The sequence below is a fragment of the Streptomyces chattanoogensis genome, from assembly GCF_001294335.1.
In the GTDB taxonomy this organism is placed as follows: Bacteria; Actinomycetota; Actinomycetes; order Streptomycetales; family Streptomycetaceae; genus Streptomyces; species Streptomyces chattanoogensis.
In genome coordinates this window covers 216125-230809 of sequence record NZ_LGKG01000001.1, presented here as the reverse complement: position 1 = coordinate 230809, position 14685 = coordinate 216125, and the positions used below count along the sequence as shown (strand labels likewise).

The window sequence follows — 14685 nt, the reverse complement described above, 5'->3', positions numbered from 1 at the left end:
TGCTACTGATCGTGCCATGCGGGTCCGACAGTTAGGGTCGCTCCCGGACCACGGAGAGGAAGAGCGGGAATGCTGCGGCTGGGAAATCGCGAGTTCGGCACGCATGAGCCGGTGATCATGGCCATCGTCAACAGGACCCCGGACTCCTTCTACGACCAGGGCGCAACCTTCCAGGACGAACCCGCGCTCGCGCGCGTCGAGCAGGCGGTGGCGGACGGCGCCGCGATCATCGACATCGGCGGTGTGAAGGCCGGTCCCGGCGAGGAGGTCAGCGCCGAGGAGGAGGCCCGCCGTACGGTCGGGTTCGTGGCCGAGGTCCGCAAACGCTTCCCCGATGTGGTGATCAGCGTGGACACCTGGCGGCACGAGGTCGCCGAGGCGGTCTGCGAGGCCGGTGCGGATCTGCTCAACGACGCCTGGGGCGGCGTGGATCCGGCGCTCGCCGAGGTCGCCGCGCGCCACGGGGTGGGCCTGGTGTGCACCCACGCGGGCGGCGCCGAGCCGCGTACCCGCCCCCACCGGGTGACGTACGACGACGTGATGGCCGACATCCTGCGGGTGACGCTGGGACTGGCGGAGCGGGCCGTGGAACTGGGCGTACGGCGCGACGGGATTCTGATCGATCCCGGGCACGACTTCGGGAAGAACACCCGGCACAGCCTGGAGGCGACCCGCCGGCTGGGCGAGATGACGGAAACGGGCTGGCCGGTGCTGGTCTCCCTCTCCAACAAGGACTTCGTCGGCGAGACCCTCGACAAGCCGGTCAAGGAGCGGGTGCTGGGCACCCTGGCGACCACCGCCGTCTCGGCCTGGCTGGGCGCCCAGGTCTACCGGGTCCACGAGGTCGCCGAGACCCGGCAGGTCCTGGACATGGTGGCCTCCATCGCCGGCCACCGCGCCCCCGCCGTCGCCCGCCGCGGACTCGCCTGAATCCGGCAGAACTCCGGCCGACGGACCGAGTCCGACGCAGTCGACCGAAGCCATGATGGCCGTCGGCGGTCGCCCCCCCGGGGACCGGTCCGACGGGCGCCTCGGGCCGGGGGCGTCACGGCAGCCGACTGCAGTCGGCTGCCGTCCTCGAACTCCGGATCGGGCAGACGCCGGCCACCCCACGGGCAGAAACGGATGCCGAAGCCTGCCGTACCGCTGCCATGGACGATCAGCCCGTACTCCTGGCTCCCGGAACTTCGCGCCGAAGGCGAGGAGCGTGTCCGGGCGGGCGAACGGCGAGGCCAGGGCCTGTCGAGCGGGTCGGGGCCGGGAAGGGCAGGGCCTAGACCCCGGCCTCCTTGGTGACCAGCGCGATCGCCTCGTCCACGTCGTCGCTGACGTGGAAGAGCTCGAGGTCGTGCGCGGAGGCCTTGCCCTGGGCGATGAGGGTGTTGCGCAGCCAGTCGATCAGGCCGCTCCAGTAGGACGAGCCGAACAGCACGATGGGGAAGCGGGTGACCTTGCGGGTCTGGACGAGAGTGAGCGCCTCGAAGAGCTCGTCCAGGGTGCCCAGCCCGCCGGGGAGCACGACGAAACCGCGCGCGTACTTCACAAAACACGTCTTGCGGACGAAGAAGTAGCGGAAGTCGACGCCGAGGTTCACATACGGGTTCATGCCCTGCTCGAAGGGCAGCTCGATGCCCAGGCCGACGGAGACCCCGCCGGCCTCGCTGGCGCCCTTGTTGGCTGCCTCCATGGCGCCGGGGCCGCCCCCGGTGATCACCGCGAACCCGGCCTTGACCAGGGCCGCGCCGATGCGCACGGCGGCGTCGTACTCCGCGGAGTCCCGGGGCGTACGGGCGGAGCCGAAGACGCTGACGGCCGGGCCCAGCTCGGCGAGCGCGCCGAAGCCCTCGACGAACTCCGACTGGATGCGCATCACCCGCCAGGGGTCGGTGTGCACCCACTCGGAGGGCCCTTCAGAGTCCAGCAGCCGCTGGTCCGTCGTGCCCGGCTGCACCTGGTCGTACCGGCGCAGTACGGGACCCAGCCGCTGCTCCTCGGGGGTCGGTGCTCCCTCGGGGTTGGCCATGACGTGCTCCCTCCGCTGACAGTCGTTGCCGCTTCAGCGTAGATCCACGGACGTGACGCGGAGGGGAATTCCGCCGGGATACGGGCAGGCGGCGGGCGGTCCCGGGGGCGCCGCGGTCAGGCCGTCAGCCAGGCGCGCAGCCGCTCCTCGCAGTGCAGGATGCGCGCCGCCTCGACCCGCTCGTCCTTCTTGTGCGCGAGCAGCGAGTAGCCGGGGCCGTAGTTCACGGCCGGCACGCCGAGCGCGCTGAAACGGGAGACGTCGGTCCAGCCGAACTTGGGCATCGCACTTCCGCCGACGGCCTCCATGAAGGCCTTGGCCGCCGGGTGGGAGAGGCCGGGGAGCGCCCCCGGGGAGTGGTCGTCGACGATGAACTCGTCCACCGGGCAGTCCGCGAAGACCTCCCGGACGTGCGCCAGCGCCTGCTCGGGGGTGCGGTCGGGCGCGTACCGGAAGTTGACGGTGACCGTGCAGGCGTCGGGGATGACGTTGTTGGCGACGCCGCCCTCGATGCGTACGGCGTTGAGGCCCTCGCGGTATTCGAGGCCGTCGATGACCGGGCGGCGGGGTTCGTACGCGGCGAGCCTGTCCAGGATGGGGGCGGCGGCGTGGATGGCGTTGGCGCCCATCCAGCTGCGCGCGGAGTGGGCGCGCTCCCCGGTGGTGCGCAGCAGGACCCGCAGGGTTCCCTGGCAGCCTCCCTCCACCTGGCCGTCGGAGGGCTCCAGGAGGACGGCGAAGTCGCCGTCGAGCCAGTCGGGGTGGGCTTCAGCGACCTTGCCGAGGCCGTTGAGGTGTGCGGCGACCTCTTCCTGGTCGTAGAAGACGAAGGTCAGGTCGCGGTTGGGCGCGGGCACGGTGGCGGCCATCCGCAGCTGGACGGCGACCCCGGACTTCATGTCGCAGGTGCCGCAGCCCCACAGGACGCCGTCCTCGTCGAGCCGGGACGGGACGTTGTCGGCGATGGGGACGGTGTCGAGGTGTCCGGCGAGCACCACCCGCTCATCGCGGCCCAGGCGGGTGCGGGCGACGACGTTGTTGCCGTACCGGTCGACCGTGAGATGCGGCAGCGTGCGCAGGGCGTGCTCGACGGCATCGGCCAGGCCCTTTTCCTCGCCGCTGACGGACGGAATGTCGACCAGCTGCGCGGTGAGCTGCGCGGCGTCGAGCGACAGGTCGAGGACGGGGTGGTGTGCGGAGCGCTCCATGGGTCCGACCCTATCGGCAGCACTCCAGTACGGTGGGCCCGTGTCCGCCCAGCCCAAAGCCCCCGCCTCCCGTAAGCGCCTGTGGCGTCTCACCGCTGCCGTCGCCGTACTGATCGGGCTGGCCGCCTATCTGGTCGTGCAGTACGTCACCGGCGGCCCTGGTGCGCCGCACTGCCTGGTGCAGGCCGAGGGTGACGGCGCACCGTACGAGGTGACCCCCGAGCAGGCCGCGAACGCCGCGACGATCGCGGCGGTGGCGTCCTCGCGCGGGCTGCCGGAGCGGGCGGTGACGATCGCACTGGCGACCGCGATGCAGGAGTCGGGGCTGCGCAACATCGACTTCGGCGACCGGGATTCGGTGGGTCTCTTCCAGCAGCGGCCGTCCCAGGACTGGGGCACGGTCAAGCAGATCATGGACCCGGTCTATGCGGCCGGGGAGTTCTACACGCATCTGGCGAAGGTGCCCGGCTATTCCCGGCTGCCGCTGACCGCCGCCGCGCAGAAGGTGCAGCGCAGCGGCTATCCGCAGGCGTATGCGAAGCACGAGGCGAATGCCGCGCGGCTGACCGGGGCGCTGACCGGCCGCGATCATGCGGCGCTGGTGTGCAGCCAGTCCCGCCCGGTGGACGCCAAGACCGGCGGTGCCGCCGAGGTGCGGGAGAAGCTGGTGCGCGAGTTCGGGCCCGGGGTGCTGCCGCGTTCGGGCGGCGCCGGGGGCCGGGCGGCGGCCGGTGAGCACCGGGTGACGGTGCCGGTGCAGCGGTCCATGACCGGCATGGCCGACGCCGGCGGCGACCGTACGCGGCGCGGCTGGGAGCTGGCGGCCTGGGCGATGGCGCACTCCGCGGAGTTGCGTATCGAACAGATCTCTTACGCGGGACGGACGTGGTCGGCGGCCGATGCGGGGAAGGGCTGGCAGAAGAAGCCGGACGCCTCCGGGCCGGGCGCCGGGGAAGTGCGCATCATCACCGCGCAATAGTCCGGCCGGTCCCCCGAACGGGTCACCGGCACCAATTCCCTTTCCCCGCCCGGGAGTTGCCCGGAGGAGCGCCGATTCTTCCGGCAATTCCCTTGGGCCGAAAGGGATGTGACGTTTCCGCATGCCCGCACGCGGTGTGCATATTTCCCCTCTTCCGCCAGGGCCGATTATGTGACCCGTTACTAATTCTTTACCTTAGTTCACCGCAACCTTCGGGGACCTGGCGCGGTAGTCAGAGCGTCCGCCCGGCGGACATGGCACATCTGTCAGAAGTTATGAGTCCCTCTCCGTAAAAGGAGCACCATGTCCCTCCCCGTTACGCGTCGGATCGCCCGAGCCGCCCTGCTCGTTGCCGCAGGTGCCGCTCCCGTGGTGGCGGCGGCCGGCTCCGCCGAGGCCGCGACCCTGCCCAAGGCACCCGACCTGAGCGGAGTGACCGCCCCGGACTCCGCGAGCGCCGGCCAGGCCGTGAACCACGCCGCCAAGTCCGCCGTCGGCGCGGCCAAGGAAGCCGGCCAGCAGGCTGCGACGAACCTCGCCCCGTCCGTGGTCACGACCCTCGTTCCGGTGGCCGGCAAGCTCGCGACCGCCGGCACCGAAGCCAAGGGCGTCGTCGGCAAGGTTGGCAAGGCCGGCAAGAAGGGTGTGGCCAACAAGGCGCTGGCCATGAAGGTGACCAAGGGTGCGCTCCACACGGGCGGCCTGCTCGGCGGCATGCCGCTCGGCGGCTGATTCCCTCCGCGCGAACGCGCCGGGGCCCGGGGAGTGCTTCGCTCCCCGGGCCCCGGCGCGTTCGTCTGCGCCCGCGGCTCAGTCCGCGAGGCGGCGTACCGCGGCGTCCACCCGCTCGTCGGTGGCGGTGAAGGCGATCCGTACGAACCGCTCGCCCGCGGCCCCGTAGAACTCGCCGGGGGCCACCAGGATGCCGCGCTTGGCGAGATCGCCGACGGTGTCCCAGCAGGGCTCGTCGCGGGTCGCCCAGAGGTAGAGCGAGGCCTCGCTGTGCTCGATCCGGAAGCCGGCCGCCTCGAAGGCGGTGCGCAGGGCGGCGCGGCGGCGGGCGTAGCGCTCGCGCTGCTCGGCGACATGGGCGGTGTCGCCCAGCGCGGCCACGGTGGCGGCCTGGACGGGCGCGGCGACCATCATGCCGCCGTGCTTGCGGATCTGCAGCAGCTCGCCGAGGACGGCGGCGTCACCGGCCAGGAAGGCGGCGCGGTAGCCGGCCAGGTTGGAGCGCTTGGAGAGCGAGTGGACGGCGACGATGCCGTCGTACGAGCCGCCACAGATGTCCGGGTGCAGTACGGAGACCGGGTCGGCCTCCCAGCCCAGCTCGAGGTAGCACTCGTCGCTGAAGACCAGCACGCCGTGCTCGCGGGCCCAGGCGACGGTGCGGCGCAGCTCCTCGGCGGTCAGCACGCGGCCGGTGGGGTTGGACGGCGAGTTGAGCCACAGCAGCTTCAGGCCGGCGGGGTCCAGGTCGGTCGGCTCGTCGTAGACGACGGGCTCGGCGCCGGCCAGGCGGGCGCCGACCTCGTAGGTCGGGTAGGCCAGGCGCGGGTACGCCACCTTGTCGCCGGGGCCCAGGCCGAGCTGGGTCGGCAGCCAGGCCACCAGCTCCTTGGAGCCGACGACCGGCAGCACGTTGGTGTGCTCCAGACCGCGGGCGCCCAGCCGCTCGGCGGCCCAGCCCGTGAGCGCATCGCGCAGCGCGGCCGTCCCCCACACCGTCGGATAGCCCGGGCTGTCCGCCGCGTCGGTCAGGGCCTGCCGGATCACCGCGGGCACGGGGTCGACCGGAGTGCCGACGGAGAGGTCGACGATGCCGTCGGAGTGTGCGGCGGCGGTGGTCTTGTACGGCTCCAGCCGGTCCCAGGGGAAGACCGGGAGACGGGATGAGACTGCGCCCACTGTTCGGTGCTCACTTTCTCGGGCGGGTGACGCGGGGCCGGCGGCGCAAAAATGCCTCGGTCCCGTAGGGCATCGGGGCCGTACGGGACCGGGCGGCGCCGTGCGACCGCGGATGAGCTCGGGGCGGGAGGGAGCGGACGGGCGCCCTCCCGGACCGGGTGTTACTGGTTCTGCGGCGGCAGCGCAGCGATGAAGGGGTGATCGCGCTCGATCAGGCCGAGCTTGCTGGCGCCACCGGGCGAACCGAGCTCGTCGAAGAACTCCACATTCGCCTTGTAGTAGTCCTTCCACTCTTCCGGAGTGTCGTCCTCGTAGAAGATCGCCTCGACGGGGCACACCGGCTCACACGCACCACAGTCGACACATTCGTCCGGGTGGATGTACAAGGACCGGGAGCCCTCGTAGATGCAGTCGACGGGGCACTCCTCGATGCAGGCCTTGTCCTTGACGTCGACACAAGGCTGCGCGATGACGTAGGTCACGCTGTCGTTCCTCCTCAGTAGGGCCGGCGGTCCGATAGGCAGTACCGCCGCTGGGCGCGCGGGAGCGCGGCGTCGTCGATGCCCGCCACCTAGTATCTCCGTTCCCGGGCACGAGACGAACAAGAGGGGCGGGAAGAGCGATGGAATTCATGGCCCGCGGTCGCGCGGAAGTCCGTATCACCCATGCTGACGTGGGTAAAAGGGTATCTGTTCGGCGCCTGTCAGGGGGCGGGCCGGGGGAAGCGGCGTTCACGGACGCGGTCGGCGTTCTCACATCCTGGAATCACGGTGTGCTGAGCATCACACGGCGCACCGGCGAGACCGTACGGATCGATGAGACCTCGCTGGTCGCGGGCAAGGTCGTGCCCGCGGCGCCGGCCCGCAGAAGGGTCCCGGCGGCCGGTACCCGCGAACTCCAGGAGGTCGCCGCGCGCGGCTGGCCGGCCGTGGAGACGGAACGTCTCGGGGAGTGGACGCTGCGGGCCTCCGGGGGCTTCACCCGGCGGGCGAATTCCGTGCTGGCCCTCGGGGACCCGGGGCTCCCCCTGGACGCGGCGCTGGAACGGATCCGGTCGTGGTACGGCCGGCGGGGACTCCCGCCCGTCATCGGGGTCACCACCGGCCGGGCGGACACCGCCGAGCCGCTGGCGGACGCGCTGGCGGAGCGGGGGTGGCCGGACGAGGCGCACACGGTGGTACGGATCTCCGCGCTGGCGCCGCTCGCCGACACCGACGTGGACACCGCCCGGGCCGTCCTGTCCCGGGAGCCGGACGCGGAGTGGCTGGGGATGTACCACCGGGCCGCCGCGGGCCCCGTCACCGCGGAGGTGCGGCAGGTGCTGACCGGCGGGCCCTCGGTCTGGTTCGCTACGGTGCCGGGGCCGGACGGGCGGGCCGCGGCGATCGGCCGGGTGGTGACCGACGGGCGCTGGGCGGGTTTCGCGGCCATAGAGGTGGCGCCGGAGCAGCGGCGCCAGGGGCTGGCCACGCTGGTGACTGCGGCGCTCGCCGGGCGGGCCCTGGAGGAGGGGGCCTCGGCCGCGTACCTCCAGGTCGAGGCGGACAACGACGGCGCACGCGCGCTCTACGACCGGCTCGGGTTCACCGACCACCACCGCTATCACTATCGGCGCCCGCAGCCGGGCACCGCGGACTGAACGGGTATCCCCTGCCATGGCCAAGGATGACGAGCCGGAGACGGACGGCGCCCGCGTCGCACGGCGGCGGCAGTTCGCCGAGGCCGCCCGCGCGGAGAAGCCCGACCTGGCACTGCTGTGCCTGCTGATCGGCGCGGAGGCCGATCCGGAGCTGGGCGAGGCGGGCATGGACGAGGCTCAGATCGAGCTGGACCGGCTGGCCGGGATGCTTCCCTACGCCCCGACCGGAGGTCCCGGCGCCTGGGCCCGTAATGTCGCCGAGCTGCTGGGCACCTGCTGCGGTTTCGGCGGCTCCCCCGCCGACTACCGGCGGCTGGAGTCGTCGCTGCTGCACGAGGTGCTGCGGCGGCGCCGGGGCCTGCCGATCCTGCTGTCCGTGGTGTGGACCGAGGTCGCGCGGCGGGCCGGGGCGCCGGTGTACGGGGTGGCGCTGCCGGGCCATTTCGTCGTCGGCTTCGGCGATCCCTACGGGGCGCATGTGCTGGTGGACCCGTTCGCGGGCGGGCGGCTGCTCGGTGCGGCGGATGCGGCGCTGCTGGTGCGGGGCGCCACCGGCGGGGAGCTGAGCGAGCAGATGCTGACGCCCGCCGATCCGCTGGAGGTCGTGCTGCGGATCCTCAACAACATCCGCGCCTGGGCGGCGGCCCGCCCCGAACACAGCGCCGTCCAGCTCTGGGCCCTGGACCTGTCCCTGCTGCTGCCCAGCCATCCGGCGCGGCTGCGCCATGAGCGCGCCCAACTCCTCGTCCAGCGCGGGGAGTTCACGGCGGGGGCGGAAGAGCTGGAGGAGTATGCACGCGTGGTGGAGGCGTTCGAACCGGCCGCCGCGACCACCATCCGCCGGCAGGCCGCGGCGGCGCGGGCCATGCTCAACTGACGGGCGGGGGCCGGTCCGCATACCCGGTACGGCGCACGATCAGTGCCGTCGCATCGTCCTTGAGGTCGCCGCCGGTGAAGTCCTCCAGGTCGGCTCGGAGGGTGCGGGCCAGTTCGGGGGGCGGCAGACAGGTCCAGGCGGCCAGCCGCTCGCGCAGGGGGTAGAAGGTGCCGTCGGCGCCGCGGGCCTCGGTCACCCCGTCCGTGCACAGGACGACCCAGTCGTCGGGCCGGGGGCGCACCCGTACGCTCCGCCGCGGCTCATCGCTCAGCGCGCCCAGGCCGAGCGGGAGCCCGCCCTCGCCGTCGCTGCGCTCGTGGACCACGCCGTCGCGCACCACGTAGTACGGGATATGGCCGCAGGAGAGCACCCGGCCCTCGTCCGTGCCGCGCACCTCCATCAGCAGCGCCGTCACAAAGCGTTCGTCGGTGCCCTGCTCGGCGGAGCGGGTGTTGTAGCGGGTCAGCGCCTGTTCCATGCGGTCGGCGACCGACTCCAGCGAGTCCTGGTAGTGGGCGGCTTCCCGGAACGAGGCCAGCACCTCCAGGCCCGCGCCGATGGCGGGCATGCCCTTGCCCTGGACATCGCCGATCATCAGCCGCAGCCCGTGCGGGGTCTCGACGGCCTCGAAGATGTCGCCGCCGACCCGCGCGCCCTCCTGGGAGGAGACATAGAAGCCGTATGCCTCGACCGGCCCGGCGCGCAGCGGCAGCTCGCGCAGCACCGCCCGTTGCACGGTGTCGGCGACCAGGCTCGTCCGGGCGTGCAGCGCCTCGCGCTCCAGCCTCGTACGGCACAGCACCAGCGCGAAGACGGCCACCAGGAACGCACCGAAGACGCCGACGACCCGGCTGGCCGGGGCCCAGTCGGGCACCGTGAGGAGGTCGATGTACGTCAGGCAGCCGACGTAGACGGCCGCCACCACGACCGTCCAGCGGTACGAGCAGCGCAGCGCGGCCACCAGCGGGGCGACGCCCAGGAAGGCGGAGATGTGCAGCTCCGGGCCGGTCGTCGCGTCCACCACCACGACGATCCCGATGGCGAGGATCAGCAGCAGGGCGGCGCCGCGGCCGCTCTCCGGCGGACGGGAATAGGGCATAACAGTTCAAGCCTGCGCGACGCGGGGCGGCACCGCACAGGGACGAAGGTCCTCAGGCGCCAGTCCTCAGGAGTTGCGGCCCCTTACCCGGGGGGCTAGAGCCAGCCCTTGTCGCGGGCGGTGCGGACCGCCTCGGCGCGGTTGCGGGCGCCGGTCTTCTGGATGGCGAGCGAGAGGTAGTTGCGCACCGTGCCCTGGGAGAGGTGCAGGGCCGCGGCGATCTCGGCGTTGGTGCCGCCGTCGGCCCTCCGCAGCACCTCGCGCTCCCGCTCGGTCAGCGGACTGGCGCCGTCGGCGAGCGCGGCCGCCGCCAGGGCCGGGTCGATGACCCGCTCGCCGCGCAGTACGCGGCGTACGGCGTCCGCGAGGCGGGCCGCCGGGGCGTCCTTGACCAGGAAGGCGTCGGCCCCGGACTCCATGGCGCGGCGCAGATAGCCGGGGCGGCCGAAGGTGGTGAGGATGACGATCTTGACGTCGGGGAACGCCTCCCGCAGCCCGGCCGCCGCGTCCAGGCCGCTGATGCCGGGCATCTCGATATCCAGCAGCGCGACGTCCACCGCGTGGGCGCGGGCCGCCGGCAGCACCTCGTCGCCGCGCGCCGCCTGGGCGACGACCTCCAGATCGGGTTCGAGGGACAGCAGCGCGGCCAGCGCCTCGCGGACCATCGACTGGTCCTCGGCGAGGAGGAGTCGTACACAGGTCGGGGGCCGCTCGCCGTCCGGATCAGTCATGCGCCCAGGGTAGCCAGCGTGCCGGACGGCCTTGATGTTGACGCCGGGGAGAGCCGTCACGGTGAATCCGGCCGTCGAAGAGGGTGAATGCGCGGGACGGGCCGCAGCACAAGCTTGGCGGGCGGGGGCCTGCCCGGTAGCAAGACCGCGGCGCACTACAAACCGCGAGGGGCAGGACCACACAGTGAAGAAATCGAGGCGCACCCACCACGTGATCGCATGCGCGTGTGGGGTGCTGATGGCTCTCGGCGGGGCGACACCGGCTCTGGCGCGGAGCGGGTACGACTGGGGCGGGGTGGCCAACGGCGACATCTGGATCGAGATGAACTCCATCCTGGTCTGCAAGGACCGGGCCAGGGTCTGCGTCAATGGCCCGGTGAACAGCGGGAACGTCAAGGATGCGCAGAACGTGTCCCTGTCCGGCACGGCGGGCCACAAGGTGGGCGGGATCCACAACGGCACCGCGTACACGGCCAACTCGGCCAGCGGCCATTCCTACGGAACCGGCGGCGACTAGGACCCCCGGCGCGCGGGCCGGGGGTCGGTCTGCCGGTGGTGGCCGCAGCAGGCCGCGTCACCACCGGCCCTGCCGCGAACCGGGTCTACCGGTGGTGGCCGTGGCCCCCGGGGAGACCGCCGAGGAGCCGCTGAATGTTGTTCTCGCTGCCCACCTCATTGCCGGAGGCGGAATTCTCGGAATTGGTCGACCCGTTGGTCTGGTCGAGGTTTCCGCTGTTGTTCGGGTTTCCGTGGTTGAGGAAGTTTCCGCTGTTCAAACTGTTGCCACTGTGTACCGGCCCGTTGACACAGGGGTGCGGCGATCTGATCCGCGGGGACTTGTAACTGAATTCGGCCAGCCGGTTGTTGCAGGTGACGCTGGAAACCATGCCGGTCACGTCGGCGAGATCGGCGCCCACCGTGGCCCCGAGCAGGGATGGCTCAGGGTCCTGGGCCTCGGCGGGTCCGGCGGCGAGCAGCATCACGCCGCACACCCCGACGATGCTTCCCGCCTGCACAAGTCTTCTCACGGCGCTCCTAGCCTTCGTCCTAGCGGATGTCGGACATATCGTCCTGCCGTTGTCCCCGCGCCACGCCGCCGAACCGCAGAAACTCAAACCCTTGTCGGGGAAATTCAGCCGGTCGGCCCAACGATTCCGGCGGCCGTCCCGGCCGTGTTTCCGCCGGACGCCGTCGGGCCGCTCAGGGGGACATACGCCCGCAGGACGAAGCCGCGGCCCCGTGCGGCGGGGCCCGTCTCCAGGCGGCCGTCGGCCAGGGCGAGGCGCTCGCGCAGACCGCTGAGGCCGTTGCCGTCGTGCAGGGCGCGGGGCGGGCCCGCGCCGTCGTCGAGCACCGTCAGACACAGATAGCGGCGCTCGTCGGACTCCCACTCCTCGGTGAGCAGCAGCTCGCACAGGCGGGCGCCGCTGTGCCGTACGACGTTGGTGACCGCCTCGCGCAGCGCCCAGGCCAGCGCGCTCTCCTCGTCCGCCGCGAGCCCGTGGCGCTCGCCCTCCAGGGCCGGATCCACGGTGGCCTCGATGCCGGCCGTACGGAGCGCCGCGCGCACCCCGGCGAGCTCCACGGCGAGCCGGGGTCGGCGGTATCCGGTGACCGCCTCCCGGACGTCGACCAGCGCCTGCCGGCTGACCCGTTCGATGTCGGCCACCTGCTTGGCGGCCTCTTCGGGGTCGGCGGGCAGCATCCGCCCGGCCAGCTCGCTCTTGAGGGTGATCAGGGACAGGGAGTGGCCGAGGAGGTCGTGCAGATCGCGCGCGAGGCGCAGCCGCTCGTCGTTGGCGGCGAGGCGGGCGACCTCCTCGCGGGCGGAGCGCAGCTCCTGGCTCGTACGGATCAGATACTGCACCCCGACCATGGTGAACCCGCTGCCCAGGGCCGGCAGGCCGTAGGCGAAGAGGTAGTAGCCGCGGATCTCCGGATAGTGCGCGCCGACGGCGAGCAGCGTCGCGGTGATCAGCGGGATGCACCAGCGGGACCACTGCCAGGGCAGCACGATCCCGGACGCCACGCTGGTGAAGATGAAGAGCACCAGCCAGGAGGGGTCCAGCGTCCACGAGAGGACGAGGGACAGCGCCAGCATCACGCCCAACGCGGCGTATATCAGCGCCCGGGGCAGCGCCCGCAGCATGTGCCCGAGGACCAGCAGGGCGTAGGTGAGGACGAAGAGGGTGAGGCCCAGGCCGCCCCAGACCCGCTCGGCGGTGGATGCCTGGGGGCGCAGCAGCTGGCCCACCGGACCGGCCAGATACAGCAACCAGACCACGATCCACATCATCTTGCCGAGCGCCTGGCGGCGGTTGCGCGGTGCCTGCCCCATCATCACGGGGTTGAAGCCCTCCGGCTTGTCCTTCGTCCTCAGCACGTTCATGTCTTCCGGGTGTCCTTGCGGTACAGCCAGGCCGCACCGCTCGCGAAGACCAGCAGATAGCCGGCCAGTATCGCCATGTCCTTGAGATGCGGCGCACCGCCGGCCTCCACGGCAGTGCCGAGGGCGGCGTAGGCGTGGGTCGGGAACCACTCGGCGACGTTCTGCACCCACTCGGGCAGGATCGTCAGCGGCATCCACAGGCCGCCCAGGAACGCCAGACCGAAGTAGAAGAGCATCGCGATCGGACGGACCGCGTCACCGGTGGCCATATAGCCGATGGCGACACCCAGTGCGGCGAAGACGAAGCTGCCGAGCCAGGTGGTGGCGGCAATGGTGACCCACTGCCAGGCCTCGAGCCGTACGCCCTTGACGGCCGCGGCGACGATCATGACGAGCAGGATGGAGGGGAGGCTGACCGTCGCGGCGGCGCCCATCTTGGCGGCGACATACCCGCGTCCGGGCAGGGCCGTCAGCCGCAGCTGGCGCACCCAGCCCTTCTCCCGCTCCTTGGCGATGCGCTCGCTGTTGCCGAGCAGGACGGCGGTCATGGCACCGAATGCTGCCATGGAGACCATGTAGTAGAGCCCCATGTCCAGCTTCATACCGGGGATCGGCCTGCTGTCCGCACCGCCCGCGATGATCAGATACAGCACCGGCGGATAGATCACCGAGAAGAACATGAACTTCTTGTTGCGCAGGGCGCGGACGATCTCGAGCTTGATCAGAGTGGTCATCGGGCCGCCTCCTCGGCGGTGGCGGGGGTGACGTCGGATGCCGTGGTCAGGGCGATGAAGGCCTGCTCCAGGCCGAGGCCGGAGACCTCGAGATGGTGCGGGTAGGCGCCGAGGCCGTAGAGCGCGTGCACCGTCGCATCGGCGTCCTGGGACTGGATGCGGACCGTGTGGCGGCTGCCGTCGCCCCGCCCGCCCCCGGAGATCTCCAGCGCGGTCAGGAAGGGCAGGCCGTGCAGCGCATCGCGGTCTATCGGCCCCTCGAGGTCGAAGGAGACCCGGCGGGCGCCGGCCCTGGCCTTGATCTCGGCCGCGGTGCCGTCGGCCAGCACGCGGCCGCGGTGCAGCACGATCACCCGGTCGGCGATCTCGTCGGCCTCTTCGAGGTAGTGGGTGGCGAACAGGACCGTACGGCCCTGCTCCGCCTGCTGCCGCATGGCGCCCCAGAACGTCTGCCGGGCCGAGACGTCCATGCCGGTGGTCGGCTCGTCCAGCACGATCAGGTCATTGGCGCCGGCGGTGGCGAGGGCGAAGCGCACCCGCTGCTCCTGGCCGCCGGAGAGCTTGTCGACCATGCGGTCGGCGATATCGGTGATGCCCGCGGTGGCCATGATCCGGTCGAGCGGATAGGCGCGCGGATGCAGATCCCGGGCGAGCCCCACCAGTTCCTTGACCTTGACGCCCTCCATCAGGCCGCCGCTCTGCAGCATGGCGCCGACCCTGCCCTGCTCTATCGCGCGCTGCGGGGTCGTCCCGAAGAGCGACAGGCTGCCCGAGTCGGGGCTGCGCAGCCCGAGGAGCAGATCGAGGGTGGAGGACTTTCCGGCGCCGTTCGGCCCGAGGAGAGCAACGGTCTCGCCCGGGTACAGCTCCAGGTCGAGATCGGCCACGGCGCGCACCGCGCCGTAACTCTTGCCGACCCCCCGGAAGCTGACCACGGGCGCCCGGTCCGCGCCCCGCGCGGCGATGGCTGTGGTGGTGGCTGTCGTCGTCATGCCGTTCAGCGTCGCGGATCCGCGACGCCGGCGGCAGTGTCGGATGTACGCAGTGCGGCATGACGTCTGTCATGGGTGAGACCCCCTAGGGGAATTCCCTGAGGAA

The 14685-nt window shown here is 71.8% G+C and carries 17 protein-coding genes; 6 read left to right on the top strand and 11 right to left on the bottom strand.

Annotated features, from left to right (window positions below):
- Positions 1 to 69: 69 nt before the first annotated feature.
- A complete protein-coding gene (folP, locus tag ADL29_RS01000) occupies positions 70 to 930 on the top strand; it encodes a dihydropteroate synthase (protein ID WP_046926156.1) in 861 nt (286 codons plus the stop codon).
- Here the strand turns inward: folP and ADL29_RS46440 are convergent.
- From ADL29_RS46440 to dapE, 3 genes are all read right to left on the bottom strand, one after another.
- Positions 828 to 1160 (bottom strand): hypothetical protein, encoded by a 333-nt coding sequence (locus ADL29_RS46440; protein ID WP_425424191.1) that lies wholly within the window; start codon positions 1158 to 1160, stop codon positions 828 to 830. The genes folP and ADL29_RS46440 overlap by 103 nt on opposite strands.
- 113 nt (positions 1161 to 1273) lie before the next feature.
- Positions 1274 to 2023, bottom strand: a complete 750-nt coding sequence (locus tag ADL29_RS00995) for an LOG family protein (protein ID WP_046926157.1) — start codon at positions 2021 to 2023, stop codon at positions 1274 to 1276.
- Between the two features lie 116 nt (positions 2024 to 2139).
- Positions 2140 to 3231: a succinyl-diaminopimelate desuccinylase gene (gene dapE, locus ADL29_RS00990; RefSeq protein WP_053921897.1), complete on the bottom strand. Its 1092-nt coding sequence runs from the start codon at positions 3229 to 3231 to the stop codon at positions 2140 to 2142.
- 40 nt (positions 3232 to 3271) lie between these two features.
- Between dapE and ADL29_RS00985 the strand changes: the two genes are divergently transcribed.
- Together ADL29_RS00985 and ADL29_RS44780 are read left to right on the top strand one after the other, a co-directional pair.
- Positions 3272 to 4210 carry a VldE C-terminal domain-containing protein gene (locus ADL29_RS00985; protein WP_107094857.1) on the top strand — a complete coding sequence of 313 codons (939 nt, stop codon included), beginning with the start codon at positions 3272 to 3274 and terminating at the stop codon, positions 4208 to 4210.
- A 303-nt stretch (positions 4211 to 4513) separates the two neighbouring features.
- A complete protein-coding gene (locus tag ADL29_RS44780; RefSeq protein WP_063788366.1) occupies positions 4514 to 4942 on the top strand; it encodes a hypothetical protein in 429 nt (142 codons plus the stop codon).
- 78 nt (positions 4943 to 5020) lie between these two features.
- On the opposite strand, the gene dapC is transcribed toward ADL29_RS44780, so the two are convergent.
- Entirely contained in the window at positions 5021 to 6118 is a 1098-nt protein-coding gene (gene dapC / locus ADL29_RS00975; protein WP_053921894.1) for a succinyldiaminopimelate transaminase, read from the bottom strand.
- Between the two features lie 161 nt (positions 6119 to 6279).
- Positions 6280 to 6600 (bottom strand): ferredoxin, encoded by a 321-nt coding sequence (gene fdxA, locus ADL29_RS00970; RefSeq protein ID WP_018089397.1) that lies wholly within the window; start codon positions 6598 to 6600, stop codon positions 6280 to 6282.
- A 140-nt stretch (positions 6601 to 6740) separates the two neighbouring features.
- Between fdxA and ADL29_RS00965 the strand changes: the two genes are divergently transcribed.
- On the top strand, positions 6741 to 7757 hold the full coding sequence (locus ADL29_RS00965) for a GNAT family N-acetyltransferase (protein WP_053921893.1): 1017 nt from the start codon (positions 6741 to 6743) through the stop codon (positions 7755 to 7757).
- 16 nt (positions 7758 to 7773) lie between these two features.
- Positions 7774 to 8634: a transglutaminase-like domain-containing protein gene (locus tag ADL29_RS00960; RefSeq protein WP_053921892.1), complete on the top strand. Its 861-nt coding sequence runs from the start codon at positions 7774 to 7776 to the stop codon at positions 8632 to 8634.
- On the opposite strand, the gene ADL29_RS00955 is transcribed toward ADL29_RS00960, so the two are convergent.
- Both ADL29_RS00955 and ADL29_RS00950 read right to left on the bottom strand, forming a co-directional pair.
- Positions 8627 to 9733, bottom strand: a complete 1107-nt coding sequence (locus ADL29_RS00955) for a PP2C family protein-serine/threonine phosphatase (RefSeq protein ID WP_053921891.1) — start codon at positions 9731 to 9733, stop codon at positions 8627 to 8629. The genes ADL29_RS00960 and ADL29_RS00955 overlap by 8 nt on opposite strands.
- Positions 9734 to 9828: 95 nt before the next feature.
- Positions 9829 to 10464, bottom strand: coding sequence for a response regulator transcription factor (locus ADL29_RS00950; RefSeq protein ID WP_046930809.1), 636 nt, complete (start codon positions 10462 to 10464; stop codon positions 9829 to 9831).
- Positions 10465 to 10702: 238 nt separating this feature from the next.
- Between ADL29_RS00950 and ADL29_RS00945 the strand changes: the two genes are divergently transcribed.
- Positions 10703 to 10981 (top strand): hypothetical protein, encoded by a 279-nt coding sequence (locus ADL29_RS00945; RefSeq protein ID WP_157878353.1) that lies wholly within the window; start codon positions 10703 to 10705, stop codon positions 10979 to 10981.
- An 85-nt stretch (positions 10982 to 11066) separates the two neighbouring features.
- Here the strand turns inward: ADL29_RS00945 and ADL29_RS00940 are convergent, their stop codons facing one another.
- The 4 genes from ADL29_RS00940 to ADL29_RS00925 form a co-directional block, all read right to left on the bottom strand.
- Entirely contained in the window at positions 11067 to 11444 is a 378-nt protein-coding gene (locus ADL29_RS00940) for a hypothetical protein (RefSeq protein ID WP_078970692.1), read from the bottom strand.
- 152 nt (positions 11445 to 11596) lie between these two features.
- Positions 11597 to 12853 carry a sensor histidine kinase gene (locus ADL29_RS00935; RefSeq protein WP_053921889.1) on the bottom strand — a complete coding sequence of 419 codons (1257 nt, stop codon included), beginning with the start codon at positions 12851 to 12853 and terminating at the stop codon, positions 11597 to 11599.
- On the bottom strand, positions 12850 to 13587 hold the full coding sequence (locus ADL29_RS00930) for an ABC transporter permease (protein ID WP_046926167.1): 738 nt from the start codon (positions 13585 to 13587) through the stop codon (positions 12850 to 12852). Before ADL29_RS00930 ends, ADL29_RS00935 begins: the two co-directional genes overlap by 4 nt.
- On the bottom strand, positions 13584 to 14579 hold the full coding sequence (locus ADL29_RS00925) for an ABC transporter ATP-binding protein (protein ID WP_078970639.1): 996 nt from the start codon (positions 14577 to 14579) through the stop codon (positions 13584 to 13586). Before ADL29_RS00925 ends, ADL29_RS00930 begins: the two co-directional genes overlap by 4 nt.
- Positions 14580 to 14685: the final 106 nt, after the last annotated feature.